This window comes from Variovorax sp. RTB1, from assembly GCF_035018765.1.
Lineage (GTDB): Bacteria > Pseudomonadota > Gammaproteobacteria > Burkholderiales > Burkholderiaceae_C > Variovorax.
In genome coordinates, this window is the sequence record NZ_JASJXG010000012.1 from 60,041 (window position 1) to 85,676 (window position 25,636).

A 25,636-nucleotide genomic window follows, 5' to 3' on the forward strand; every position below is an offset into this window, starting at 1 on the left:
GTTCCAGCGTGGCAGAACGCATTTCGAGAACGCACTTCTGGAGCGCACTTCGGGACTTATCCATGAATCAATTGCTCAGCACCGACGCGGTTCCCCGCAACCAGCGACTCGCGTACTGGACCGACATGATCTGCAACGTCTACGTGCAGCTCGGATGCGATCCGGTGCGCCCGGACGAGGCAGGCAATTTCGAAGGCAGCATCCGGCAGCACACGCTGCCCAGCCTCGACGTGTCGGTGGTGACGTCGAGCGCACAGAACGTGACACGCACCGCAGGCCACATTGCGCGCTCGTCGGACGATTATTTTCTGGTGAGCATCCAGGCGAAGGGCAAAGGGGTGGTGCGGCAAGACGGCCGCGACGCGGTGCTGTCGGCCGGCGACTTTGCGCTGTACGACAGCACTCAGCCCTACGAGTTGCGCTTCGACGATGCGTTCGAGCAGATCGTGCTCAAGCTGCCGGGCGAGCGTCTGCGCAGCGAACTGCGCAACACCGAAACACTGACCGCCACGACGGTGTCCGGCCGTGAAGGCGCCGGGCACCTGTTGCTCGGCATGATTCGGACGCTGCGAGAAGACATCGACACCTTGCAGCCGGCTTCAGCGCTCGCCGTGGCCAACGGCGTGCAGAGCATTCTTGTCGCGGGTCTGCAGACCTTGCCGGCGGCGCGCGCACCCGGCCTCAGCAATCTGACGGCCTATCACTTGGCGCGCGTGAAGCGCCGCATCGACGAGCAACTGGCCGACCCGACGTTGTCCGTGAGCAGCCTGGCCGCCGAGCTCGGTGTGTCGGCCAGCCACATCCATCGGGTCTTCAAGAGCGAGCCGCTCACCGCCTCGCAATACATCTGGGAACGCCGGCTCGAAGCATGCAGCAAAGACCTGCTCGAGCCACGACTGGCGGGGCGCCCCGTAGGCGAAATCGCCTATGCGCGAGGCTTCAACGACGCCGCGCATTTCAGCCGCGCGTTCCGTGAGCGCTTCGGTCGGTCACCGCGCGAGTGGCGTAATTCACGGATGCAATGACGCTGAGGCGCACAGCCCGCTTTTAGCCCTCAGCCGTGCGAAAGTTCCCTATTTGTAACTAATATGTAACTGACAATCCGGGCATGACACAACCCGACCAACTCACAGATCAAGACCTCATCGCGCGCACCTTGAACTGGCGCCGCGCGGTCATGCATGGCGACGAGGGGGCACGTCATGTGGCGCAAGCGCACGAGGAGGAAGCGCGACGTCGCTTCGCCGGCGCCACGACCATCAACGGGACGTTGGAGGCGTTGGAGCCAAAGCGCAAGCCGTTGTGGCAGCGGTTGCTTCCTTGATGTTCAGATGAGCTTCAGCGCAGCACCAGCACCGGCAGAGAAGAGTGCGTGAGCACATGCTGCGTCTCGCTGCCCAGCAGCAACCGCTTCAACCCCTTGCGGCCATGGGATGCCATCACGATCAGCTCGCTGCGATGCTTGCGTGCCGCGCGGATCACCGATTCGGCCACCTGATCGGAACTCATGGTCGCGGTCTTGATGTCCACGCCTTTGGCCTCGGCGGCCGTAACGATGTCGTCGAGCACGGCTTGCGCGGAGTCGGCCCAGCGCTTTTCGGTGGTTGCGATCTCCTCGGCAGAAAACGCCATCGCGCCATCGAGGTAGCTCGTCGGATAGCGCGGCACGACGGTCAGCGCGACCAGTTGCGCGTCGTGCAGCGCCGCCAGCGTGATGGCAGCGCGCACGGCCTTCTTCGACAACGTAGAGCCGTCGGTGGCTACAAGAATGCGTTTGAACATGGATCGATCCTCAAGTGTCTGGCGCGATCTTGCGGCCGAGCGATGTCATCGGGTTTGACGCACATCAAAGCCGCCGCACCTTGAGCGTCTGCCGCGACCAGTAAGGACCGTCGAGCCGGTCGAGCCGTACTTCACCACCAGTCGAAGGCGCATGCACGAAGCGCCCTTCACCGACGTAGATGCCGGCATGCGTCGGCCTTCCGCTTCCGAAAAGCACCATGTCGCCGGAGCGGAGTTCGCGTGTCGCTACCGGATCGCCGAAGTCGGAGAGTTGCGCCACCGTGCGCGGCGGCGTGGCGCCCATGCGGGAGCGGTAGACATAGCCGATGAGGCCGCTGCAATCGAAGCCGCCTTCGATCGTATTGCCACCATATCGATAGGGCGTACCGACCAGACCGAGTGCATGGATCGCGATGTCGTTGGCTTGCTCCGATGACAGCGCGGCGCGTGGCGCGCGGGGCGCTGAAGTTTGCTGACTGCCACAACCCGCGAGCAATGCGGCGGCCAGGAGAAGCGCCGAGCCGGGCAGCCGCCGCATAGGCGTCATCGAACGAGCGCCATCAGGCGAGATGCTCGGCCAGCACGCCTTGCGCCGACACATAGCGGGTCGGAGGCGCGATGCCGAGGCGTTCGCGCGCTGCGGGGAGCGGCTCGTGCAAAAGCAACTCGTAGTCTTCACCCAGTAGCCACGCCGCCTTGCGGCCGTTGCGCCAGCCTTCGATCACCGCACGCGCGAACACGGAATTTCCAGTCACGCGCAGACTCTTCAAGGAGGCAGCCAACGCAATAAAGGCCCAGCCCAGTCCGCCCGATTGGGCGAAGCTGAACGCGACCAGCGCCGCTTCACCCAGACTCTCGTCGGCCTTGTAGCCGGTGAGCACGTGCCAGATGTCGTGCACGTCGCGCGTGCGCCTTGCGCTCCATGCGTAAGGGTCTTCGACCAGCGGCTCACGTTTGAGATTGGATATCTCTGCCAGACCGGCGGCGCTGTATCCGGTTCGTTCAAGAAACGCGCGGTACTCGGCGCCGACGGTGCCCGGCGCAAAGCTCGCGATGAAGGCCGGATCGGAGAATCGCTCCGCTAGTTCGACGCGGCGGTAGGCAAGCTTTCTGCCAGCCGGCGTGTGCATCAAGCGAGCGTAGTTATGGCGCGGTGCCGGGCCGTTGAGCGCTCGCATGATGACGAACACCTGTGTCGTGTCGTTGCCATCGGCGAGCAGCTTGCGAATGGCGCCGAACGCTGTCGGGAAGTCGCGTTTGTACGGTGTGGGAGATGCTGAAGTCGTCATGGTTTTTTCTTGAACAGCCCACAGCGCAATCACTGAGAAGTCACTGAGGAGACACCGTGCAGTCTCGCGGTCTCCGGGCAGGACTTATTTTCACCGCCCCAACGTTGCGGTGGAAGACCGTCAGGCGGGGCATTGCTGGTTGACTTCCGCGCGCACCATGCCCAGAATCGGCCCCGCTTCGGGGTGCACGCAAGCGCGTGCTGAGATGGTCAGTCCGAACCCGCGAACTTGATCTGGTTCATACCAGCGTAAGAAGAGCTGCGACTCCCCTGTGTGCCCGTCCGCCGATGACGGGCGCTGTCCCGGAGCCATCGCGGAGCACCCGTTGTCTTGCAACCAGGAGTGCCCCGCATGAATGCCATCGACAAGTTCGCGTCTCTTCTCGCGCTCACCCGCGAACCCTTTCCCGCTTCCACCAAAGGCATCATCGCCGGCAGCCGCCCAGACCTCAACGTGCCGGTGCGCGAGGTGGCGTTAACCAATGGCGAGCGCGTCTCGCTCTACGACACCTCCGGCCCTTACACCGATGCCACGATCGACATCGACGTGCGCCGCGGACTGCCGAGCGTGCGCGATATGTGGGTGGCCGAGCGCGGCGACACCGAAAGCTATGAAGGCCGCCTGCATCTGGCGCTGGACGACGGGGCGACGCATGCCGACCGCGATGCCCAGCGCATTGCCGAATTGCGTGCCGGCGCCGCCTCGTTGCAACGCACGCCACGGCGCGCCCGCACCGGTGCCGGCCAGAGCGGCAACGTGACGCAGATGCACTACGCGCGGCGCGGCATCGTCACGCCCGAGATGGAATACGTCGCGTTGCGCGAGAACGGCAAGCGCGAATGGATGGCGCCGTACATGGCCGATGCGGCGCGCGAAAAACGCCTCGCCGGCAACCCGATGGGCGCGAACATTCCCAAGATCATCACGCCCGAGTTCGTGCGCGACGAAGTGGCCCGTGGCCGCGCCATCATCCCGGGCAACATCAACCATCCCGAAGTCGAGCCGATGGCGATCGGGCGCAACTTCAAGGTCAAGATCAACGCCAACATCGGCAATTCGGCAGTCACCTCGAGCATCGAGGAAGAAGTCGAAAAGCTGGTGTGGTCGATCCGTTGGGGCGCAGACAACGTGATGGACCTGTCGACCGGCCGCAACATCCACACCACGCGCGACTGGATCGTGCGCAACAGCCCGGTGCCGATCGGCACCGTGCCGATCTATCAGGCGCTCGAGAAGGTGAACGGCGTGGCCGAAGACCTCACCTGGGAGATCTACCGCGACACGCTGATCGAGCAGGCGGAACAAGGCGTCGACTACTTCACCATCCATGCCGGACTGCGCCTGGGCTTCATCCATCTGACGGCGGGGCGGCGTACCGGCATCGTGTCGCGCGGCGGATCGATCATGGCCAAGTGGTGCATCACGCACCACAAGGAAAGCTTTCTCTACACGCACTTCGAAGACATCTGCGACATCATGAAGGCTTACGACGTGAGCTTTTCGCTGGGCGATGCGTTGCGCCCGGGCTGCGCATCGGATGCCAACGACGAGGCCCAGTTTGCCGAACTGCACACGCTGGGCGAGCTCACCAAAATCGCCTGGAAGCACGACGTGCAGACCATGATCGAAGGACCGGGCCACGTGCCGATGCACTTGATCCAGGCCAACATGGACGAGCAGTTGAAGACCTGTCACGAAGCGCCGTTCTACACACTCGGGCCGCTGACCATCGACATCGCGCCGGGCTACGACCACATCGCGAGCGCCATCGGCGCCGCCATGATCGGCTGGGCCGGCACCGCCATGCTGTGCTACGTCACGCCCAAGGAACACCTGGGCCTGCCGGACCGCGACGACGTGAAGCAGGGAATCATCGCCTACAAGATCGCAGCCCACGCGGCCGACGTGGCCAAGGGCCATCCCGGCGCACGGGCGCGTGACGATGCGCTGTCGCAGGCGCGCTTCGACTTTCGTTGGCAGGACCAGTTCAACCTCGGTCTCGACCCCGACACCGCTCGCGAATTCCACGATGAGACCTTGCCCAAAGACAGCAGCAAGGTCGCGCACTTCTGTTCCATGTGCGGCCCGAAATTCTGTTCGATGAAGATCACGCAGGAGGTGCGCGAGTTCGCGGCACTGCGCGGCCTGACCGAAACACAGGCGCTCGATGCGGGCATGGCCAGCAAGTCAAGCGAGTTCAAGGCAGCCGGCGGCGAGCTCTACATTCCGATCGTGCCGCAGGCCTGAGTGGCGCCTTCCATGGCGCACGCCAAAAGCATGGGCATCGCCGGTGCCGGGCTGCTCGGGCGCTTGCTCGCCTGGCAGCTGTCGCGCGCCGGCCATGCGGTGACGGTGTTCGATCCGGCCGACGACGCGGTAGCGCGCTTCAACGGCCAGGGTGCCGCCGGCTTCACCGCGGCCGGCATGTTGAGCCCGCTGGCCGAACTCGACAACGCGACCGCCGACATCGCCGTGCGGGGCCTGCGTTCCATTGGGCTTTGGCGCGACATCGTGCGGCAGCTTCCGGGGCCGCCGCACTTCGCGGAACGCGGCAGTCTGATGCTCGCGCACCGCGCCGACAAGGGCAGCGCCGAGCGCGTGCTCGCCCGCCTTGGCAACCACGAAGTCGCCGGGCTGATGCCGGCAGAGACTCTCGATGCAGCCGCATTGGCAGCGCTCGAACCGGCGCTCGCCAGCGTGGCGCATGCATGGCTGCTGCCGGGTGAAGCGCAGATCGACGCTGCCGCCGCGATGGCGGCACTGCACGACGGCGCGGCCGGTGTGCGCTGGTGTTGGCAGCGCCGCGTGACCGACCTCGAGCCCGGCGCCCTGCACGTCGAGAGACTCGGCTGGCAGCGCTTCGACACGGTGTTCGACGTGCGCGGCGTGGGCGCGCGGCCCGCCTTGCCGGTGCGCGGCGTTCGTGGTGAAACTGTCTGGCTGCATGCGCCGGGACTCGGGCTGACGCGGCCCGTCCGACTGCTGCATCCTCGGCACCGCGTCTATGTCGTGCCGCGGCCCGGTGACGTTGTCGTCGTGGGCGCGAGCGAGATCGAAAGCGAAGACCGTTCGCCGGTGTCGTTGCAAAGCGCGGTCGAGTTGATGGCCGCGGCGCACAGCATCCTGCCCGCGCTCGCCGAAGCCCGCATCCTGCGGCTCGACCGTAACCTGCGACCCGCATTACCGGACCATGCGCCGGTGGTGGAAGTGCGCGACGGACTGGTGCGCATCAACGGACTGTTCAGGCATGGCTGGCTGCTGGCGCCAGCGTTGGTGGAAGAGGCGCTTGCTGCATGAACGACATGACTGACATGAACGACCTGAACCGCGTGACCGACGCCACCCAAACCGACATGCATACCGGCAAGCCCATCGCAACGATCACCGTGCAACTCGACGGTGCACCTCGCGAAGTCGCTGCCGGCATGACGCTGGCTGCATTGATGCAGTCGCTGGGCCACGCGCCGCTGGCCATGGGCACGGCCATCAACGGCGACTTCGTGCCGCGCGGACAACGCGACCGGCGCGTGCTGCAAAGAGGTGATGTCGTGCTGTTTTTTCAACCCATCGTCGGCGGCTGAGCCGGGGAGACTTGTGATGACAGAACAACCCACGCAACCCGCCGCCACTGCATCCGACGACTTCTGGACGGTCGATGGCGTGCAGATGCGCAGCCGCTTCTTGCTCGGCACGGCCGGCTATCCATCGCCGCACACGCTGCGCGACGCCATCGCTGCCGCTGGTACGCAGGTCGTCACCGTCGGCCTGAAGCGGGCGATGGCAAGAACGGATGGCGGCGGTGGCGACAACGGCTTCATGACGATCGTGCGCGAGGCACTGCTGCGACAGGGCGCCCGCCTGTTGCCCAACACCGCCGGCTGTCGCACCGCACGCGACGCGGTCACGCTGGCGCACATGGCGCGTGAGATGTACGACACCCGGTGGATCAAGCTGGAGGTCGTGGGCGACGAGCACACGCTGCAGCCCGACCCGGCCGAACTGCTGGTCGCTGCACAGACGCTGGTTCGCGACGGCTTCGTAGTGTGGCCGTATTGCACCGACGACCTCGTCACCTGCCGGCGATTGCTCGATGCGGGTTGCGCCGTGCTCATGCCGTGGGGCGCGCCGATCGGCTCGGGGCAGGGGCTGTTGAACCCCTGGGCCCTGCGCACCTTGCGCGAGCGGCTGCCCGACGCGACGTTGATCGTCGACGCCGGCCTCGGTGCGCCCTCGCACGCGGCATTGGCGATGGAGATGGGCTTCGACGCGGTGCTGTTGAATTCTGCGGTCGCACAAGCGCGCGACCCGGTGCGAATGGCCGGTGCGTTTCGGCATGCCGTCGAGGCCGGGCGCGGTGGCTGGCAAGCCGGCGTCATGGCACGGCAAGACTTCGCGGTCGCCAGCACGCCGGTGGGTGGGCAACCATTTCTGATCGGCGAGGTCGCGCGATGAGGCCGCCGGTGATCTGGAGCATCGCCGGCACCGACAGCGGCGGCGGCGCGGGGCTGGCAGCCGATCAGCGCGCCGCCGATGCCTTCGGCGTGCACCTGTGTCCGGTGGTGGCGGCTGTCACCGCGCAAAACTCGCGCAGCGTCGCGCGCATCGAGCCGCTGCCGGTCGCGTGGCTCGACGCACAACTCGAAGCACTCGCTGCCGACATGCCGCCGCTGGTCATCAAGACCGGTTTGCTGGGCGGTGTGGCGCAGATCGAATGCGTGGCGCGCTGGATCGACCGGCTGCGCCGCGATCACCCGGTCGGGTTGGTCGTCGACCCGGTGCTGGCGGCCAGCAGTGGCGCGCCGTTCGCCGACGCGGCCGTGTTGCAGGCCTACCGTGCGCTGCTGCTGCCGCGCGCCACGGTCGTCACGCCGAACGTGCGCGAGGCGCATCGTTTGTTGGAGGCGCAAGACAGCGGCCTTGGCGATAGCGATGACGCTGGCCGCAGCGACGTGCCGGCACTCGCCCGACGACTGCGCGCGTGCGGCGCTGCGGCGGCTTGCATTACCGGCGGCGACAGCACGGACCATGTGCAGAGTGCGCAGCGTGAGGCACTCGACTGGATCGACACCGAGCACGCCGCCGGCTGGCTCGCATCGCCGCGTGTCGACACGACGCACAACCACGGCACCGGCTGCACTTTCGCGAGCAGTGTTGCCGCAGCGTTGGCACTCGGCTACGTCGCGGCCGATGCGCTCGTCCTTGCGAAGATGGCGACCACGCAGGCGCTCCAAAGCGGTCATGCGGCAGGCACCGGCGCAGGACCTGTGATCGCACGGCCGAGCTTTCACGCCGACCCTGCGCTGTTGCCGCGCATGTCGTGGGGCGAGGCGGCCTGCTTCGCGGCACCACGCCGCAGCGACGATCCGTTGCTGGGTCTCTACGCCATCGTCGACAGCGCCGAACGCGTGCGACAGGTGCTGGCCGCCGGTGTGCGCTCGGTGCAACTGCGCATCAAGACGCCGCCGCTGTTCGATGCCGCGAATCCAGCCCAAGCGCCCGACGCGCGCTGGACGGCGATGCTGCGCGACGAAATCGCGCGCAGCGTGGCGGCTTGCCGCGCGGCGAAGGCGGAGTTGTTCATCAACGACCACTGGGCGCTGGCGCAGGAGTTGGGCGCCAGCGGCGTGCATCTCGGGCAGGACGACTTACTGGCGCTGGGTGAGGCGGGTCGCGGCGAGCTGCTGCGCAGTGGACTCGCACTCGGCATCAGTTCGCACAGTCTGTGGGAGCTGTGCCGGACCCGTGCCCTGGCGCCGCGCTACGTGGCGTGCGGGCCGGTGTGGCCGACGCTCACCAAAGACATGCCGTGGCGCCCGCAAGGGCTGGACAACCTGCGCTGGTGGAACGCCATGGCCGGTGCGCCAGTCGTTGCGATTGGCGGCATCTTGCAGCCGGGGCAGGTGAGTGAGGCGGCCGCGTGCGGTGTGTCGGGCGTGTGCGTCGTGCGCGCGTTGGGTGTCGACGCGACGACCACCGTGCCGGTGCTGGCGACGGCATTGCGCGAAGGCGTCGCAACCACGGCATTGAAGAAGCACAAGCGACCGGAGCAAGCTCAGCAAGAGTCGCTGCTGCCCCTGCCGCACCCGAGCCTGCCTAACGGTTGGGGACTTGCGCCGCCGCCCGGTAGTTGTCCTTGAAGCGATCCGGCACCCGCGGATCGTGACCCATCGCCACGCGCCGCACTTCGTCTGAATCGGTCGGTGCGTGGCCGACGCCGAGGGCAGAAGCGCGTGGCACCGAGCCCGCGACCACATGACTGGTCAGCCGCCCGATGCCCGTGATGTCCACTTCGACGGTGTCGCCCGGATCGACCGATCGTGAATGGCACGGCGTGCCGGTCAGCACCACGTCGCCGGGCATCAGCGTGATGTGGCGTGCAATGTCGGCCACCATGTAGTGCGGTCCCCAGACCATCTCGTCGCCGATGTGGGCCTCCTGAACGAGCAGGCCGTTGCGGTAGGTGCGCAAGGTCTGGTCGAAGATGTTGACGCCGGTCACCAGGCCCGGGCCGATCGGTAGCATCCCGTCGGCGCCCTTCACGCGCAGCATCGAGCCCTGGTCGGTGTCGCGAAAGTTCTGCAGTCCCATGTCGAGCGCCGGTGCGAAGCCGAGCATGTAGTCCCAGGCTTCGTCGGGCGTCACGTTGCGGCATACCTTGCCGATGACGACGGCGAGCTCGCCTTCGTAGTTGAGGTAGCTGCAGTCGGCAGGCTTCACGAGTTCACCGCCGTGCGCGTTCATCGCGGTCGGCGGCTTGGTGAAATAGGTCGGCGTCTCCGTCGGCTTGGCCTTGTTGCGCGTCTCCATGCCGCGCGAGCTGTACGACAGGTGCACGCAGATGATCTTGGTCGGCTCGCACGGTGGCAGGTGCGTGACATCGGCCAGCGCGACGTCGCGACCGTCGTCGAGTCGCAGCGTGTCGCCGTCGATCACGGTGCCCCAGTATGGCGAGCCATGGCTCAGCACACGGCGGCGCTCGACCCGCGGGCCGCGCATCACCGCTGGCAGTTCCGCGAACGGAAATTCGTGCAGGTACTTGCTCATGCCAAAGCCTCTTGCGTTGTCTTCGCCTCGGTGGTCTCGATGTCGAACCACATGTGGACGTTGCCGGTACCGCGTGCGTTCTCGTAGTCGGACAACGCGGTCCCCTTGCTGCGGCAATCGGCGCCACCGAGCGCACCGATCATCTGCAGGTAATGGCCGCCAAAACCTTCCCACGGCAGCGGGCGAAACTTGCTGTCCCATTGGTCGAGGACGAGGTCGTGCCGTCCTTGCGCAAGCAGCGCGATCGCTTCCTTGTCGGCCGCCACGTTCGATGGCCGTGACACGTTGGCCTCGTGGTACATCCGCGGATGTTTCTGCACCCAGTCGATCTCATTGAACTTGTGACTCAGCGCCCCTGAAGCCAGCAGCACCACGCGCTCGCCGATGTCGGCGCCCATGCGCCGGATCGCCTCGCCGACAACGCGGCCCGACTCGAGGTAGTGGCGCGGCTGGCAGTTCTGGCAGGTGCTGACAGACACCACCCGCTCACCGTGCACAAGCTTGTTGACCACGTTGATGGTCGCGTAGTGCCGCGGCAACGCTTCGTCATAGATCGCCTTGCTCATCACGCCCTGTTCCACCGCGACCTCTTCGATGAGCTCCGCGAGCGCAGGCGATCCGCGGTAGTCGTAGTGCTGGCCGTGCAGGTACCAGGGCATCTCGTCGGATGTGTAGGTGCCTTGCATGTGCGCACCGCCGTCGATGAGGTGATAGCCGGTCGTGAACCAGTGCGTATCGAACAGCACGAAGGTGTCGGGCCGTACCGCGTCGATGCGGTCGCGCAGGCGCTGGTAACCAGCGATCAGGTCCGAGTCCGCGCCGTCGCCCATCTTCACGCGGAAGTCGTCGTCCTGCATCAAGCCGGGGTGGTGCGACACCAGTGCGGCGCCGACGATCTGTGCCATGTCGTTCTCCTTTCAACGGTGGCTGAAGCTGGCCTTGAAAGGCTTCTTCGGCACCACGACGTCTTTCACGTCGCAGAAAAATTCGAAGCTCCAGTCGCCACCTTCGCGTCCGACACCGGAGCGCTTGATGCCGCCGAACGGCGCCGCCAGATCGCGGATACCGAAGGAGTTGACCCAGATGAAACCGGTCGCGACCTGCATGGCAATGGCGGTCGCATGCGCCACCTCTCCGTAGCAGACACCGCCGAGGCCGTAGTCGGTTCCGTTGGCCATCGCGATGACCTCGGCGTCGTCGTCGAAGGTCTGCAGCGTGAGCACCGGGCCGAAGACTTCGTTCTGCACGATCTCCGAATCCTGCTTCACATGAGTGAGCATGGTCGGCTGGAAATACTGCGCGCCGAACGGATGCATTGCGCCGCCCCACAGCAACTCGGCGCCGTCGGCTACGGCACGTTCGACGAACGCTTTCACGCGCTCGACCTGGCGCGGATGAATGATGGGGCCGACTTCCGTTGCAGCCTCGCGCGGATCGCCGACGGTCAGCTGTTCGACATGCGCCCGCATGCGCGAGACGAAGGTGTTGGCGACCTTCGAGTGGACGAGAAAGCGGGTGCCCGCGAGACACACCTGACCGGCGTTGCGGTACATCAGCGCACCCGTCGCAGCCGCGCCGTCGAGGTCGGCATCTTCGAGCACGATGAAGGGCGACTTGCCGCCGAGTTCGAGGCTGCATGGCACGAGATTGGCCGCAGCGGCTTGCGCGATTCGTTTGGCCGTGCCGACCGATCCCGTGAACGAAACGCGCGCGAGTCGCGGATCACTCACCAGACGCGCGCCCGTGGTTGCGCCCGCGCCCTGCACGAAGTTGAGAACACCCGGCGGCAGGCCAGCCGCATGGGCCGCGTCGGCCAGCATCGAGCAGGTGAGCGGCGCCCATTCCGGCGGCTTGACGACGACCGTGTTGCCCGCGGCCAGCGCCGGACCGAGCTTCCAGGTCGTGAGCATCAGCGGCGCGTTCCACGGCGTGATGATGGCGACGACGCCGGCCGCATCGTGCCGCACGATGTGCGTCGCCTGCTCGGTATCGATCGGCCTGTCTTGCAACGTCAGTGCGTGCTCGGCGAACCAGCGGATGTTGAGCATCGCGCGTGGCACGACGCCATGCTTCATGCGCGACAGCAGCACGCCGGCATCGTTCGATTCGAGCATGCAGAAGGCGTCTGCACGCTTGCCGATTTCGTCGGCGAAGCGGTCGAGGATGGGCTTGCGGCCTTCGGCGCCAAGTGCGGCCCAGGCAGGGAATGCGCGCTGCGCTGCCGTGATGGCGGCGTCGACCTGGGCATCGCTGCCTTCACTGATATGGCCCAGCACGCGCTGGTCGATCGGCGAGCGTAGCTCGAAGGTTTCGGTCGATGCGACGCGCTGGCCGTCGATGTAGTGGTCGGGCGAGACGTGGATACCCGCGACGTGGATCATGGATGTCATGGCGGGTTCAGACGAATCGAAATGCGATGGCGCCGAGCGGGCCGTAGTCGGCGTGAAAAACATCGCCCGCCGCCGCGGCCACGGGCCGCGTGAAAGAGCCGGCCAGCACGACTTCGCCGGCCTTCAATCCTTCGTCGTGCTCTGCCAGTTTGTTGACCAGCCACACGATGCCGTTGGCCGGATGATTGAGCACGGCAGCCGCCAGGCCCGACTCTTCGATGACCCCATTCTTGTAGAGCAGGGCGCCACACCAGCGAAGGTCGACCGCATCGGGTTTGACCGGCCGTCCGCCCATGACGATGCCGGCATTGGCTGCGTTGTCTGCGATGGTGTCGAACACCTTGCGCGGTACTTTTGTGATGCGATCGGCCTGCTCGATGCGCGCATCGATGATCTCGATGGCGGGCACCACGTAGTCGGTCGCTGCGAGCACGTCGAAGATGCTGACGTTGGGGCCACGCAGGTCGCGCTGCAACATGAAGGCGAGCTCGACCTCGACGCGCGGAAGAATGAATCGTGCGGCCGGAATGTCGGCACCCTCGCGAAAGAACATGTCGTCGAGCAACGCGCCGTAATCCGGCTCGGTGATGTTCGAAGACACCTGCATCGCGCGCGATGTAAGGCCGATCTTGTGGCCCTTGATGGTGCGACCTTCGGCCAGCTTGAGGGCGACCCATTCCCTTTGTATGGCGTAGCTGTCTGCGATCTCCATCGCCGGATAGCGTTTGGAGAAATGTTCGACCTGCACGCGGTTGCGTTCGGATTCGTGCAGCGCGAGCGCGAGCGTCTTGTGTGTCGCGTGGTCGAGCATTGCGTTGTCTCTCGTTCGTTGTAACGGTCGCAAGTCTCCCTGCTAGCGGCCATGAAGACAATCGATGCTTTTGGGTCGATTGCGTAGCTGGGCTGGATAATCGAACGATGCCATTGCCCCGCTACACACTGCGCCAACTCGACGCATTCACCACCGTTTCCGACACGCTCAGCTTTACTGCCGCGGCCGATCGACTGGCGCTCACGCCATCGGCAGTGAGTCAACTCGTCGTCGAACTCGAGTCGTCTGCCGGCTTCAAGTTGTTCGAGCGCAGCACGCGCCGCGTCGCGCTGACCGCAGCAGGCAAGGAGTTTCTCGGCGCCATCGAACCCGTGCTCAAGCACCTTCGCTTGGCAGAAGCCGCGGCCGCCGATCTGCGCAATCGCGCCGCCGGCCTGGTGCGCGTGGCGGCGCCGATGGTCATCGCGAGCGCCATGCTGCCGCGCGCGATCCGCGACTACGCAGGGCTGCGGCCCAAGGTCGTAGTCCGCATTCGAGATGCCGCGGTCGAGCAACTCGTCGAGATGGTCGCGAGCGGTGATGTCGATCTGGCGATCGGTCCTGACAGGCCGACCGGCGACGACGTGCAGCGCGTGCCGCTGTTCGAAAGTCCCTGGGTGTTGTGGTGTGCGCCGGACCACCCGCTCGCCACCAAGCGCACGCTGCGCTGGCGCGACCTGCGCGCGCATGCGCTCGTTACCGCTGGCCGCGACCATGAACGCAGCGTGGCGCAGATGCGGCTCGGTCTGCCGGAAGACGAGCGCATCACGCCAATCGACGTGGTCGATAACATCTCGACTGCGCTCGGCATTGCCGCGGCGGGCTTGGCAGCGACGCTGTCACCGGCCTATGTCGGCGTGTGGGCGGGTGAGCGCTGGGGTTTGGTGATGCGTCGTGTGACTGCACCCGAAGTCATGCGCCACGTCTGCCTGTACCGGCCGCTGCGCCGCGTGACGTCACCGGCGTCTGCAGGCTTCGCGGAAGCGCTGGAAAAGTGGATGAAGGCCGAAGGCCCGCGCTTCACGCCGTCGTCCAGGCGCGGGTGACTTGCCTGCGCCTTGGTCAGTCTGTTCAGACCGCGATGCGCCGGCCGATCTCCGGCCAGCGGCCATGCAGCCAGACCCACGCCACGAGCCCGATGGACAGCATCAGGATCGACGTCACCGCAAGCGCCAATGGCGAGTGCATGACGAGCGGCGCGATCACGCCAGCGACGATGCCGTTGGCAGTCGAGCCGATCACGGCCTGCAGTGACGACGCCATGCCGCGGCGTTCGGGATGCAGGTCGAGCACCAGCAGCGTGACGACCGGCACCATCAGTGCCCAGCCGAACGCGAAGAAGGCGATCGGCCACAGCGACCAGGCCGCGTGCGGCGCAAAGACGGCGTTGGCCGCCACGTTGACGATCGACGTCACCAGCATGATCAGGAAGCCGTCGCGAATCTGCCTTTTGGGTGTGACCTTGCCGGCCATACGGCCGCTGACCCATGCGCCCGACATGATGCCGCCGATGGTCAGCAGGAAGAACCAGAAGAACTGCGTCGGCGCGAGCTGCAAATGGTCACCTAGAAAAGCCGGTGCAGCGAGCACGTAAAGAAACATGCCGTTGAACGGCACGCCGCTGGCCAGCGCAAGCAGCAGAAAGCGCGGGTCAGAGCACAAGTCCCAATAACCGCGCATCAGGTGCTTGAACTCGAATGGCTGCCGATGACTTACGTGCAGCGTCTCGGGTAGCAACTTGTAGTTGGCGGTAAACAGTACGCAGCCTACCGCCACCAGAAACCAGAACACGCTGTGCCAACCCAGGTGCACGAACAAAAAGCCGCCGACGATGGGCGCAATGGCCGGCGCGACGCCGAAATAGATCGTGACCTGCGACATGACGCGTTGCGCCTCGGCGGGCGGGAACATGTCGCGAATCACCGCACGCGACACCACGATGCCGGCACCGGTCGACAGGCCCTGCAGCGCGCGGAACAGCACGAGCTGGCCGATATTCTGCGACAGCGCACAGCCGAGCGACGCGAGCGTGAACACCGCCATACCCCACAGCACGACCGGCCGACGCCCGAAGCTGTCCGACAGCGCACCGTGGAACAGGTTCATGAAGGCGAAGCCGAAGAGGTACGCCGACAGCGTCTGCTGCATCTCGACAGGCGTCGCCCCGATCGATTGCGCGATGCCCGAGAACGCCGGGATGTAGGTGTCGATCGAAAACGGCCCAACCATGCCGAGCACAGCCAGCAGCGCGGCAAGCGCCCATCGGGGGGCTTGCCAGAGTTTGGCGGCGTCCGGATTCATGCTTGTCTCTCTTTGTTGTCGTGCGATAAAAAAAGCGCCCGGCACCCTGTGAAGGGCGCAGCGGGCGCTTTGGCTCGAGATCCTTGTAACGGGATCCGCGGGGTCAGAGCGTGTCGATGAACGAACGCAGCTTGTCCGAACGGCTCGGGTGCTTCAACTTCCGCAACGCCTTCGCTTCGATCTGGCGAATCCGCTCACGCGTCACGTCGAACTGCTTGCCGACTTCTTCGAGCGTGTGATCGGTGCTCATCTCGATGCCGAAGCGCATGCGCAACACCTTGGCTTCGCGTGGCGTCAGCGAGTCGAGGATGTCCTTGACCACGTCGCGCAGGCCAGCCTGCATGGCAGCCTCGATCGGCGCCGTGTTGCTGCTGTCCTCGATGAAGTCGCCCAGGTGCGAATCGTCGTCGTCGCCGATCGGCGTTTCCATGGAGATCGGCTCTTTGGCGATCTTCATGATCTTGCGGATCTTGTCTTCCGGGATCTCCATCTTGGCGGCCAGGATGGATGCATCGGGCTCGAATCCGAACTCCTGCAGATGCTGCCGGCTGATGCGGTTCATCTTGTTGATCGTCTCGATCATGTGCACCGGAATACGGATGGTGCGGGCCTGATCGGCGATCGATCGCGTGATGGCCTGACGAATCCACCAGGTCGCGTACGTCGAGAATTTGTAGCCGCGACGGTATTCGAACTTGTCGACCGCCTTCATCAAACCGATGTTGCCTTCCTGGATCAAGTCGAGGAATTGCAGGCCGCGGTTGGTGTACTTCTTGGCGATGGAAATCACAAGGCGCAAGTTGGCTTCGATCATTTCCTTCTTGGCGGCGCGCGACGAATATTCGCCCTCGTTCATGCGCTTGTTGATGTCCTTCAGCTCAGGCAACGGCACCACGACGCGCGCCTGGATGTCGGCGAGCTTTTGCTGCAGTTCCTGCACCGGTGGGATGTTGCGCGCGAGCACCACGCTCCATGGCTTGCCGGATGCCGCCTGCTTTTCGACCCATTTCTGGTTCAGCAGGTGGGAGGCGACGCGGTTGCCGTTCTTGTCGTAGCCGCTGAAGTCGCGAATGAAGTCGTCCTGCGGAAAGCCGCACTTGTCCACGATGATGCGGCGCAGCTCGCGCTCTTTCTTCCGCACATCGTCGACCTGGCTGCGCACCATGTCGCACAGCTTTTCGATCGTCTTTGCGGTGAAGCGGATGGTCATAAGCTCTTCGCTCAGGGCCGCTTGCGCCTTGACATACGACGGCGTGCCGTAGCCTTCTTTTTCGTAGATCTTGTGGATCTTTTCGAACATCGTGGCCATGCGGTCGAAGCGTTCGAGCGCATCGCGCTTGAGTTCTTCGAGCTTCTTGGTCAGCGCCTTGGAGCCGCCTTTGCCGTCGTCGTCGTCTTCAGCGTCGAACTCGTCGAAGTCTTCTTCGGCCACATAGTCGTCGGCTTCGTTGGGGTTCGAGAAACCGTCGACGAAGGTGGTGATGACGGCCTTGCCCACGCCGGCACGAATTTCGTTGGCCAGCCGCAGGATTTCGGCGATGGTGGCGGGCGATGCGGAGATCGCTTCCATCATCGCCATCAAGCCACCTTCGATGCGCTTGGCGATTTCGATTTCGCCTTCACGCGTCAGCAGTTCGACGGTGCCCATTTCGCGCATGTACATGCGAACAGGGTCGGTCGTGCGGCCGAATTCGCTGTCGACGGTCGAAAGGGCAGCTTCCGCTTCTTCTTCGGCTTCTTCGACGGTCGCGGCAGTCGGCGCCGTGTTGTTCAGCAGCAGCGTTTCGGCATCGGGTGTCTGCTCGTAAACGGCCACGCCCATGTCGTTGAGCATGGTGACCACGACTTCCATCGTTTCGGCGTCGACCAGCTTGTCGGGCAAGTGGTCGGAGATTTCTCCGTGCGTCAGATAGCCGCGGGTCTTGCCGAGCGTGATCAGGGTCTTGAGGCGCGACCGGCGCTTGGCCAGGTCTTCTTCAGACAGCACGGTCTCGTCGAGGCCGAACTCCTTCATCAAGGCGCGTTCTTTCGCCTTGCTGATCTTCATGCGCAGTGGCTTGACCTTTTCTTCGGTCGACGTCACGACGGGTTCACCGGCCAGATCGTCCTCTATGTCCGACAGGTCGACGTCGCTCGTGGGTGCTTCGTTGCCAGCCTTGGGCTTTCGGCCGCGCTTGGCGCCGGTGGCAGCGGGTGCAGCCGCGCCTGAAGCAGCGGCTGCCTTGGGCGGACGGCCCACTTTCTTTGGAGCGGGTGCGGCTGGCGTCGCAGCTACGGCGGTTGCAGCGGGCTTCTTCAGGTCGGCGGAAGGATTCGATTTGGTCGTGGGCACTGTTTTCACTTTCGTTGCGGCAGCCGGCTTTGAGGCGGCGGCACCCGCTTTGGTTACCTTTGCACTTGAGGGTGCAATGGTCGCCTTCAACGGTTTTTTAGCAGCGGGGTGGCTGGCGGACACGGCAGGCTTCTTTGAACTGGGCATACAACCTCGAACATCAAGAATTAACAAGCGGAATCACACGCGCACCACAGACCCGGTGCAGGCATACAAGGGGGCACAGAGGAAATGAATCCTCATGGGCCAAACTAACTAAGCACACCGGCAAGATGTCGGGCGAACATTTGGTGTGCAGTCCTTGCGGTGTATTGGCCCGTTCCCGCTAGGGGAGTGCATTGCGCATGGGGCCGGACCGGAGGTGCTGCTGTCGCTCTTGCCGAATTCGCTGATAGCGAAGCCTGACATTATAGCGCGCTGCACTTTTTTCAAGCAGTGTCTGTGTTGCTTTTCAGGCGAGCGCGCAGCGTCAGCCGGCGCGATTCGAGCGCTTTGTAGCGCTCCAGCGCCTGCGGGTCGGTGCCGACCGCCGCGATCGCCTCGCTCTGCTGCGCTTTTAGCCGATCGTCCAGCATGAAGTCGAGCACGCTGCGCAGTTCGCGCGCTGCATCGGCCGCCTGGTCTCCCTCGGGATCGCCGATCGGGCCGCCGTCGGGGGCTGTCATGAGCCGCGTCGCCAGCCCCTCGAACGGCTGCTCGCGCAGGCCTTCGCGCAACGCCGCCCACGGCTGAGCTCCGTGCTCGTGCAGTTGGCTGTCGAGCCACGCAAACAAACGGCCGTGTTCACCGGGCAGGTCGCACAGCATGGCGTGCTGTTCATGCGAGAGGCCTTCCCATTCGGTCATGTTCGAAAGCAGCAGCCGCACCGCCAGGTCGGGGCGGGTGAGCGGCAGCACGCGCCCGCGGCTCGGCGGCCGACTTTGCGATGGCTTGCCGCCATATCGACCATCGGATGCGGTTCGGTCGCCGTCGTTTCTGTAACGACTTGTCGGCGCGGACGCGGATGGCGGCGCATTTCGAGGCCCTGCCGTCGAACCCCAAAGTTCGTTCAGCGCCTCGACGCCCATCTGAACCATGCCTGCAATGTCGCCCAGCAACTGGCGCTTGAAGGCGCCGTCGGGCAGGGCGCCCCACAGCGGTCGCACGTTGCTGGTCATGTGAGCGCGCCCTTCGGCGGTTGCCAGGTCGCAACCTTCGCGCGTGGCTTCGAGCATGAAGCGCGACAAGGGTGTCGCGTCGTCGATGAAGCGAGCAAAAGCGTCGGCGCCGAACTCGCGAATGAAGCTGTCGGGGTCGTGCTCGGCCGGCAAGAACAGGAACTTCATGCTCCTGACATCGTTCGCATATGGCAGCGCAGCGTCGAGCGCCTTGCGCGCTGCGCGCCGGCCGGCCGCGTCGCCGTCGAAGCTGAATACGACCGATTCGGTAAAGCGAAAAAGCTTTTGCACGTGCTCCGGCGTGCAGGCCGTACCGAGCGTGGCGACGGCGTTCGGAAAGCCCAATTGCGCCAGCGCAACCACGTCCATGTAGCCCTCGGTCACCAGCGCGAAGCCGCGCTCCCGGAAGGCTGCGCGTGCTTCGTACAAGCCGTAGAGCTCGCGGCCTTTGCTGAATACCGGCGTCTCGGGCGAGTTGAGGTATTTGGGTTTTTCGTCGCCCAGCACGCGTCCGCCGAAGCCGATGCACTCGCCTTTGACGTTGCGAATCGGGAACATCACGCGGTCGCGAAAGCGGTCGTAGCGTCGCGCTTCGCCTTCGCTGGCCTGCTCCGCGTTCACGCCTTGCGTGCCTTCGCTGACGATGACCAACCCGCTCTCTGCGAGCAACGGATCGTCGTAGTTGGGGAAGACGCTGGCCAGCGCGCGCCAGCCGGCCGGCGCATAGCCGATGCCGAACTGTTTGGCGACCTCGCCAGAGACGCCGCGGCGCTTCAGGTAGTCGATGGCGCCCGGTGCATTGCGCAAATGCTTGCGGTAGGCCTCGCCGGCTTTTTCGAGCACGTCGAACAAAGTCGCCTGCTTTTGGCGCTGCCCGGCGGCGCGGGCGCGCTCCTCCGGCGAGGCATCGTCTTCAGGCACCTGCAGGCCGTATTGGCCGGCCAGATCGTGCACCGCTTCAACGAAGCCCATGCCAGCGTGTTCCATCAGAAAACCGATCGCGTTACCATGCACTCCGCAGCCGAAGCAGTGATAGAACTGCTTGGTCGGGCTCACTGAAAACGAGGGTGATTTTTCGCCGTGGAACGGACACAGCCCCATGAAATTGGCGCCGGCCTTCTTCAACTGCACATAGCGTCCGACGATCTCCACCACGTCCGCCCGTGCGATGAGTTCCTGGATGAAAGAGGCGGGGATGGTCATGTGGGACGGGAGCGCCAAATCATACGCATGCGCTCGCGGCCCCGCGCTCAGCCGGCATACTTCTTCATCCGGTTCATCCCCGCCTCATGACCCCTCGCCCTTTACAACAAGCAGTCCGTCATGCGGCGCCGCTGCTGCGCCATCCGTTCCGTTTCATCTGGGACGCGCTCAAGGCTTTTCGCGCCAACCAGGGCTTGCTGCTCGCGGGCGCGGTCGCCTATTACGCGCTGTTGTCGATCGTCCCTCTCCTGATCGTCAGCGTCATCGCGCTGTCGCATTTCATAGATCAGCGCGAGTTGCTCATGACGATCGGCCGCTATCTCGAATGGCTGCTGCCGGGCCAGTCGAAGGCCGTCGTGCAGGAGCTGTCGAATTTTCTCGACCATCGTGACGTGCTTGGGCCGGTGCTGCTGGTGACGATGATCTTCTTCAGCTCGCTGGCCTTCACTGTGCTCGAAGCGGCGATGGCAGTGATCTTCCATCACCGAAAATCGACTCATCGGCGCCATGCGCTGTTGTCGGTGGTCATGCCCTACGTCTACATCCTGTGCCTGTGCGTCGGGCTGCTGCTGGTCACGCTGGTGTCGGGCGCGCTGCAGCTCATCGGGCAATCGAGCGTCGACCTGTTCGGGCGCAGCTGGTCGCTCTCAGGTGTGTCGGGCGTGCTGCTGTACTTGCTTGGCCTCGGCGGCGAGATCTTCATGCTGACCTCGCTCTATCTGGTGATGCCGGTCGGACGGCTGTCGCTGCACCACGCGCTGCTGGGCGGCATCACTGCGGCATTGCTGTGGGAAGTCACGCGACGCATCCTGGTCTGGTACTTTTCGTCGCTGTCGCAAGTCAATGTCGTGTACGGCTCGCTGACGACGGCCATCGTGGTGCTTCTGAGCCTGGAAATCGCTGCGACGCTGGTGCTCTTCGGCGCCCAGGTCATCTCGCAATATGAACGGCTGGAGCGCACCGGAAGCACCGAGCCGATCGAAGGCCGCATCGGCGTTGGAGACGACGCTTGACGCGGACAGTCATGGGCGAGGCACTTACCGCGGCGGAAGCCGGATCGCCCCGTCGAGGCGAATCACTTCGCCGTTGAGCATGTCGTTTTCGATGATGTGCTTCGCGAGCTTGGCGTAGTCCTCCGGCGTGCCGAGGCGCGACGGAAACGGCACGCTGGCGGCCAGCGCATCCTGCAGGTCTTGCGGCATGCCGAACAGCATTGGTGTGCCGAAGATGCCGGGAGCGATCGTCATGTTGCGGATGCCGTTGCGCGCAAGATCGCGCGCGATCGGGAGTGTCATGCCGACCACGCCGCCCTTCGACGCAGCGTAGGCGGCCTGGCCCATTTGCCCATCGTAGGCGGCCACGGAAGCCGTCGAGATCAACACTCCGCGCTCGCCGGTCGACTCGGGCTCGTTCTTGGCCATGGCTTCGGCCGCGAGGCGGATCATGTTGAAGCTACCGATGAGGTTCACCGTCACCGTCTTACTGAAAACAGCCAGCGCGTGCGCGCCGTTCTTGCCCACCGTTTTTTCGGCCGGCGCGATGCCGGCGCAGTTGACGAGGCCGAAAAGCTTGCCGAGCTTGAGCGCGGCAGCAACAGCGGCTTGCCCGTCGGCTTCCTTACTCACGTCGCACTTGACGAACACGCCGCCGATGTCTTGTGCGACCGCTTCACCCTTGTCCTGCATGTCGGCGATCACGACCTTGGCACCGTTGGCGGCCAGCATCCGCGCCGTGCCCTCGCCCAACCCCGACGCGCCGCCGGTGACGATGAAAACCTTGCCTTCGATCTGCATGCGTATCTCCAAATAGTGAGGGTCGCATTATCGAAGACGCCGCCTGCAGGGTGCACAAAAGCGATCGGACAAAAAAAGGGGCCCTGTCCGAAAACAGGGCCCTGAATTGGATCCGTGAGGACCCAAGGAGACAACTTGTGAATTAACGCTTGGTCTTGGCGGTAGCGGTCTTGGCAGCGTTGACGGCTTGCGTCGACACGGCCGTGAAGTTTGCTTCGGCAACGTCGGAAGCTTGCTTGACAGCCTTCTGCACCGATTCGAATGCGTTGTTGGCGGCAGCCACAGCGCTTTTCATCATGGCGACGGCGGTTTCAGAGCCTGCAGGTGCGTTCTTCGAAGCGCTGTCGACCATGCCGACGATGGTGGCTTGCGTTTCGGCGGCCTTGGCTTCGAATGCCTTGGTGAATTCGGCGCTGGTGCCCTGAGCGATGTCGTACAGGTGACGGCTGTAGGCAGCGGTCTTTTCGGCGAGAGGCTGGAACAGGCTGGCTTGCAGAGCCAAAAGTTCTTGCGCGTCCTTGACGCCCATCACGGCTTTGGCGGTGCCAGCAGCTTCGGTCAGTGCTGCCTTTGAGGCGGTCACGTTCAGTTCGACCAGCTTCTCGACGCCTTCGAATGCCTTGGTGGTCAGGCCGAACAGGGTTTCGAGCGAAGCTTTTTGCGAAGCGATGAGTTGGTCAGCGTTGAGGGCCATGATGATCTCCAGTAGTGTTGAAAAGGGGTGCTTGGTACGTTGCCGAGCCGTCTATGTTGCGGTGCAGCATGGACTGAAGTATAGGCAGCTGACTCAAGCTTTCAAGCGTTTTTTGCTGCTGTGCAGCAATTTAGAACAGGCTTTCTAAAACGCCTGCCGATGCAGTGGCTGGCAGAATTCGGTGCCATGAGCGAACGTCCACTGCCTCCTGTCATTGCCCGTCCCCAACCTCAGAGTCGCAGCGCCTACCGCACTTTCAGGGCCATCCCCACGCGTTGGGCCGACAACGACATGTACGGCCACGTGAACAACGTCGTGTACTACGGCTGGTTCGACACCGTGGTCAATGGGGAGCTCATCGAGCGCGGCGTACTGGACATTCACGCGGGCCAGATCATCGGCTTCGTTGTGGAGACGCAATGCAACTATTTCGCGCCGCTGGCGTTTCCGCAAACGGTGGAAGCTGGCCTGCGTGTCGCACAGGCCGGCAGTTCCAGTGTTCGATACGAGATCGCACTGTTCGCCCGGGGCGCCGAGATGGCTGCAGCACAAGGGCACCTGGTGCATGTGTATGTTGACCGCTCGACGCAGAGGCCCATGCCCTTGCCCGAGGCGTTGCGGCGCGTTGTCGAAGAACTCCGAGCGGAATAAAAAACGGCGCACTAAGCGCCTTTTTCTTGCTGATCGCCAAAAAGCCGTCCCAAAGGACGACCGCTGGATCAGCCTTTCTTCATCGCCTTCATGTCGGCCTTGGACTTGTCGTGATCGGCCTTGGCCTGGTTCACGCATGCACTCTTGGCGTCGCCCTTCTGGTCGTCGCACTTTTCCTTGGCGACGTCGTAGGTCATCGTGGCCTTTTCTTCAGCGACCTTGCGAGCATGGCTGTCGCTCGGCTTGTATTGCTGCTCGAGGTCAGCCTTGGCGACGTTCTCCGTGCCCTTGGCTTCCTTCATGCACACGTCCTTGGCGTTGTCCTTCATCGTGTCGCATTGCGCCTTGGCGACCTTGTAGTCGGATTCGATTTTTTGCTTGGCGACTTTGTACTCGTCCTTTGTCATGGCACTGGCGTGCGTCATCACGAAGCAAGACGATGCGAGTGCCAGCATGAGCAGATGTTTTTTCATGAGAGTTTCCCTCGTTGAGTTGATAAATTGAAGATTCAGCGGTTCAGACTTTTTCGAACCAGAGTGCGTCAGGCGTACGGCCATCGCGGCCCTCCCAATCCTTGACCTGCTTTTCGGCCTCGTCGCGGCTGATGCCGTGACGCTCCTGGATGCGTCCGAGCAGCTGGTCGCGCTTGCCGGCGATGACGTCGAAATCGTCGTCGGTCAGCTTGCCCCACTGCTCCTTGAGCTTGCCCTTGAGCTGTTTCCAGTTGCCTTCAACGGTGTCTTTGTTCATGACTCTCTCCTTCGGTTTGGATGGTCCGGCGTGCCTTGTTGCCGTGGAGAAAATGTACGTAGCGTCATGGTTGCGAGCCGGTAGGACGCCCCGGCAACCGACCGTAGGCACATGCCGACGCGCCCCGTGATAATCGAGCCACCCCTAGCGACGTCATCGTCGACGCCCAGTCGCAAAGCCTTGCACCTTGAAGAGAGACACACGCGCTGCACCATGATCATTCAAAGCCTGCTGGACACCGACCTCTACAAGTTCACGATGATGCAAGTCGTTCTGCACCACTTTCCTGGGGCGCAGGTCGAATACCGCTTCAAGTGCCGCAACCCCGGCGTCGATCTGGCTCGCTTTGCCGACGAGATTCGCGATGAAGTGCGCTCGCTGTGCTCCCTGCAGTTTCTCGACGCCGAGCTCGACTACTTGCGTTCGATGCGCTACATCAAAAGCGACTTCGTCGACTTCCTCGGACTGTTCAAGCTCAATGAGAAGTACATCGACATCGTCCCGCAGCCGTCGGGCGAACTGGAGATCAGCATCAAGGGGCCGTGGCTGCACACGATCCTGTTCGAGGTCCCGGTGCTGGCCATCGTCAACGAGGTCTACTTTCGCAACACCCAGCCGCAGGCTGATGTTGACGAGGGGCGGCGCCGGCTGGAGAACAAGATCGAGCAACTGCAGGGCGAGGGTCTGGTCGATCTGAAGATCGCCGACTACGGCACGCGCCGACGCTTCTCCAAGGAATGGCATGAAGAGGTGTTGCGCACGCTGAGCTCCAAGCTCGGTCCGGTACTGGTGCCCGCCAGAATCACCGGCGAGCCGCCGCAGTTCGCCGGCACCAGCAATGTCCTCTTCGCGATGAAGCTCGGCCTGATCCCGCTCGGGACCATGGCGCACGAGTACCTGCAGGCGTGTCAGGCGCTCGGCCCGCGGCTGCGCGACAGCCAGGTCTTCGGCTTCGAAATGTGGGGGCGCGAATACCGCGGCGACCTCGGCATTGCACTGTCCGATGTGTATGGCATGAGCGCCTTCCTGCGCGACTTCGACCTGCTGTTCTGCAAGCTGTTCGACGGTTCGCGACACGACAGCGGCGACCCGTTCCAGTGGGGCGAGCGCATGCTGGCGCACTACACGGCCAACCGTGTCGACCCGCGCACCAAGACGCTCATCTTCAGCGACGGACTCACGGTGCCGCGCACCATCGAGCTCTACCAGCAGTTTCGCGGGCGGTGCCTGCTCGCCTTCGGCATCGGCACCAACCTGACAAACGACCTCGGCTACGAGCCGCTGCAGATCGTGATCAAGATGATCCGCTGCAATGACCAGCCGGTTGCCAAGCTGTCGGACACACCATCCAAGAACATGTGCGAAGACGAGAAATATCTGGCCTACCTGCGCCAGGTGTTTGAGATCGAGCAGCCCGCGTGACGGCCCGCACGACGGGA

The 25,636-nt window shown here is 64.1% G+C and carries 26 protein-coding genes and 1 riboswitch; of the genes, 12 read left to right on the forward strand and 14 right to left on the reverse strand.

The window, feature by feature from the left end:
• Positions 1-62: 62 nt before the first annotated feature.
• Both QN397_RS10355 and QN397_RS10360 read left to right on the forward strand, forming a co-directional pair.
• Positions 63-1,025, forward strand: a complete 963-nt coding sequence (locus tag QN397_RS10355; protein ID WP_323496562.1) for a helix-turn-helix domain-containing protein — start codon at positions 63-65, stop codon at positions 1,023-1,025.
• Positions 1,026-1,108: 83 nt separating this feature from the next.
• Entirely contained in the window at positions 1,109-1,324 is a 216-nt protein-coding gene (locus QN397_RS10360; RefSeq protein WP_187052642.1) for a hypothetical protein, read from the forward strand.
• Between the two features lie 14 nt (positions 1,325-1,338).
• Here QN397_RS10360 and QN397_RS10365 read toward each other — a convergent pair whose 3' ends face one another.
• The 3 genes from QN397_RS10365 to QN397_RS10375 all read right to left on the reverse strand — a co-directional run bounded on the left by QN397_RS10365 (position 1,339) and on the right by QN397_RS10375 (position 3,071).
• On the reverse strand, positions 1,339-1,782 hold the full coding sequence (locus QN397_RS10365) for a universal stress protein (protein WP_323496561.1): 444 nt from the start codon (positions 1,780-1,782) through the stop codon (positions 1,339-1,341).
• 64 nt (positions 1,783-1,846) lie between these two features.
• Complete coding sequence (locus tag QN397_RS10370) at positions 1,847-2,320, reverse strand: C40 family peptidase (protein ID WP_323496710.1); 474 nt, start codon at positions 2,318-2,320, stop codon at positions 1,847-1,849.
• 22 nt (positions 2,321-2,342) lie between these two features.
• Positions 2,343-3,071, reverse strand: a complete 729-nt coding sequence (locus QN397_RS10375; protein WP_323496560.1) for a Coq4 family protein — start codon at positions 3,069-3,071, stop codon at positions 2,343-2,345.
• A gap of 169 nt (positions 3,072-3,240) precedes the next feature.
• A riboswitch (TPP riboswitch) is annotated at positions 3,241-3,343 on the forward strand.
• 79 nt (positions 3,344-3,422) lie between these two features.
• On the opposite strand from QN397_RS10375, the gene thiC reads away from it, so the two are divergent.
• The 5 genes from thiC to QN397_RS10400 are packed head-to-tail and all read left to right on the forward strand — an operon-like array spanning position 3,423 to position 9,208.
• A complete protein-coding gene (gene thiC / locus QN397_RS10380; protein WP_323496559.1) occupies positions 3,423-5,318 on the forward strand; it encodes a phosphomethylpyrimidine synthase ThiC in 1,896 nt (631 codons plus the stop codon).
• Between the two features lie 12 nt (positions 5,319-5,330).
• Positions 5,331-6,368 carry an FAD-dependent oxidoreductase gene (locus QN397_RS10385; protein WP_323496558.1) on the forward strand — a complete coding sequence of 346 codons (1,038 nt, stop codon included), beginning with the start codon at positions 5,331-5,333 and terminating at the stop codon, positions 6,366-6,368.
• Positions 6,365-6,652 (forward strand): sulfur carrier protein ThiS, encoded by a 288-nt coding sequence (gene thiS / locus QN397_RS10390; RefSeq protein WP_323500848.1) that lies wholly within the window; start codon positions 6,365-6,367, stop codon positions 6,650-6,652. The genes QN397_RS10385 and thiS overlap by 4 nt, the downstream gene beginning before the upstream one ends.
• A gap of 16 nt (positions 6,653-6,668) precedes the next feature.
• On the forward strand, positions 6,669-7,523 hold the full coding sequence (locus QN397_RS10395) for a thiazole synthase (RefSeq protein ID WP_323496556.1): 855 nt from the start codon (positions 6,669-6,671) through the stop codon (positions 7,521-7,523).
• Positions 7,520-9,208 carry a bifunctional hydroxymethylpyrimidine kinase/phosphomethylpyrimidine kinase gene (locus QN397_RS10400; RefSeq protein ID WP_323500849.1) on the forward strand — a complete coding sequence of 563 codons (1,689 nt, stop codon included), beginning with the start codon at positions 7,520-7,522 and terminating at the stop codon, positions 9,206-9,208. The genes QN397_RS10395 and QN397_RS10400 overlap by 4 nt, the downstream gene beginning before the upstream one ends.
• On the opposite strand, the gene QN397_RS10405 is transcribed toward QN397_RS10400, so the two are convergent.
• From QN397_RS10405 to hpaH, 4 genes are read right to left on the reverse strand one after another with little or no spacing between them, the layout of a single operon-like run.
• On the reverse strand, positions 9,165-10,115 hold the full coding sequence (locus tag QN397_RS10405; protein ID WP_323496553.1) for a fumarylacetoacetate hydrolase family protein: 951 nt from the start codon (positions 10,113-10,115) through the stop codon (positions 9,165-9,167). The genes QN397_RS10400 and QN397_RS10405 overlap by 44 nt on opposite strands.
• Positions 10,112-11,020: an extradiol ring-cleavage dioxygenase gene (locus tag QN397_RS10410; RefSeq protein WP_323496552.1), complete on the reverse strand. Its 909-nt coding sequence runs from the start codon at positions 11,018-11,020 to the stop codon at positions 10,112-10,114. The genes QN397_RS10405 and QN397_RS10410 overlap by 4 nt, the downstream gene beginning before the upstream one ends.
• A gap of 12 nt (positions 11,021-11,032) precedes the next feature.
• Positions 11,033-12,505 (reverse strand): aldehyde dehydrogenase family protein, encoded by a 1,473-nt coding sequence (locus QN397_RS10415; protein ID WP_323496551.1) that lies wholly within the window; start codon positions 12,503-12,505, stop codon positions 11,033-11,035.
• 7 nt (positions 12,506-12,512) lie between these two features.
• Positions 12,513-13,316, reverse strand: a complete 804-nt coding sequence (hpaH, locus tag QN397_RS10420; RefSeq protein WP_323496550.1) for a 2-oxo-hept-4-ene-1,7-dioate hydratase — start codon at positions 13,314-13,316, stop codon at positions 12,513-12,515.
• A 107-nt stretch (positions 13,317-13,423) separates the two neighbouring features.
• Here hpaH and QN397_RS10425 point away from each other — a divergent pair, with 107 nt between their 5' ends.
• Positions 13,424-14,362: a LysR family transcriptional regulator gene (locus QN397_RS10425; RefSeq protein WP_323496549.1), complete on the forward strand. Its 939-nt coding sequence runs from the start codon at positions 13,424-13,426 to the stop codon at positions 14,360-14,362.
• Positions 14,363-14,387: 25 nt separating this feature from the next.
• Here QN397_RS10425 and QN397_RS10430 read toward each other — a convergent pair whose 3' ends face one another.
• Both QN397_RS10430 and rpoD read right to left on the reverse strand, forming a co-directional pair.
• On the reverse strand, positions 14,388-15,617 hold the full coding sequence (locus QN397_RS10430; RefSeq protein ID WP_323496548.1) for a multidrug effflux MFS transporter: 1,230 nt from the start codon (positions 15,615-15,617) through the stop codon (positions 14,388-14,390).
• A 103-nt stretch (positions 15,618-15,720) separates the two neighbouring features.
• Positions 15,721-17,949, reverse strand: coding sequence for an RNA polymerase sigma factor RpoD (gene rpoD / locus QN397_RS10435; protein WP_323496547.1), 2,229 nt, complete (start codon positions 17,947-17,949; stop codon positions 15,721-15,723).
• Here rpoD and QN397_RS10440 point away from each other — a divergent pair.
• The gene (locus QN397_RS10440; RefSeq protein WP_323496546.1) at positions 17,942-18,184 is read left to right on the forward strand and encodes a hypothetical protein; all 243 of its coding nucleotides are present in this window, start codon (positions 17,942-17,944) and stop codon (positions 18,182-18,184) included. The two genes, rpoD and QN397_RS10440, sit on opposite strands and share 8 nt — an antisense overlap.
• A 193-nt stretch (positions 18,185-18,377) precedes the next feature.
• On the opposite strand, the gene dnaG is transcribed toward QN397_RS10440, so the two are convergent.
• On the reverse strand, positions 18,378-20,309 hold the full coding sequence (dnaG, locus tag QN397_RS10445; protein ID WP_323496545.1) for a DNA primase: 1,932 nt from the start codon (positions 20,307-20,309) through the stop codon (positions 18,378-18,380).
• Between the two features lie 86 nt (positions 20,310-20,395).
• Between dnaG and QN397_RS10450 the strand changes: the two genes are divergently transcribed.
• Positions 20,396-21,322: a YihY/virulence factor BrkB family protein gene (locus tag QN397_RS10450; RefSeq protein WP_323496544.1), complete on the forward strand. Its 927-nt coding sequence runs from the start codon at positions 20,396-20,398 to the stop codon at positions 21,320-21,322.
• 24 nt (positions 21,323-21,346) lie between these two features.
• Here QN397_RS10450 and QN397_RS10455 read toward each other — a convergent pair whose 3' ends face one another.
• Positions 21,347-22,102: a 3-hydroxyacyl-CoA dehydrogenase gene (locus QN397_RS10455; protein ID WP_323496543.1), complete on the reverse strand. Its 756-nt coding sequence runs from the start codon at positions 22,100-22,102 to the stop codon at positions 21,347-21,349.
• Positions 22,103-22,244: 142 nt separating this feature from the next.
• Positions 22,245-22,796, reverse strand: a complete 552-nt coding sequence (locus QN397_RS10460) for a phasin family protein (RefSeq protein ID WP_187052625.1) — start codon at positions 22,794-22,796, stop codon at positions 22,245-22,247.
• 186 nt (positions 22,797-22,982) lie between these two features.
• Here QN397_RS10460 and QN397_RS10465 point away from each other — a divergent pair, with 186 nt between their 5' ends.
• Entirely contained in the window at positions 22,983-23,447 is a 465-nt protein-coding gene (locus tag QN397_RS10465) for a thioesterase family protein (protein WP_323496542.1), read from the forward strand.
• 68 nt (positions 23,448-23,515) lie between these two features.
• On the opposite strand, the gene QN397_RS10470 is transcribed toward QN397_RS10465, so the two are convergent.
• Together QN397_RS10470 and QN397_RS10475 are read right to left on the reverse strand one after the other, a co-directional pair.
• On the reverse strand, positions 23,516-23,920 hold the full coding sequence (locus QN397_RS10470; RefSeq protein WP_323496541.1) for a hypothetical protein: 405 nt from the start codon (positions 23,918-23,920) through the stop codon (positions 23,516-23,518).
• A gap of 43 nt (positions 23,921-23,963) precedes the next feature.
• A complete protein-coding gene (locus QN397_RS10475) occupies positions 23,964-24,197 on the reverse strand; it encodes a CsbD family protein (protein ID WP_187052622.1) in 234 nt (77 codons plus the stop codon).
• A gap of 213 nt (positions 24,198-24,410) precedes the next feature.
• Between QN397_RS10475 and pncB the strand changes: the two genes are divergently transcribed.
• Positions 24,411-25,619 carry a nicotinate phosphoribosyltransferase gene (pncB, locus tag QN397_RS10480; protein ID WP_323496540.1) on the forward strand — a complete coding sequence of 403 codons (1,209 nt, stop codon included), beginning with the start codon at positions 24,411-24,413 and terminating at the stop codon, positions 25,617-25,619.
• The last annotated feature ends 17 nt before the right edge of the window (positions 25,620-25,636 follow it).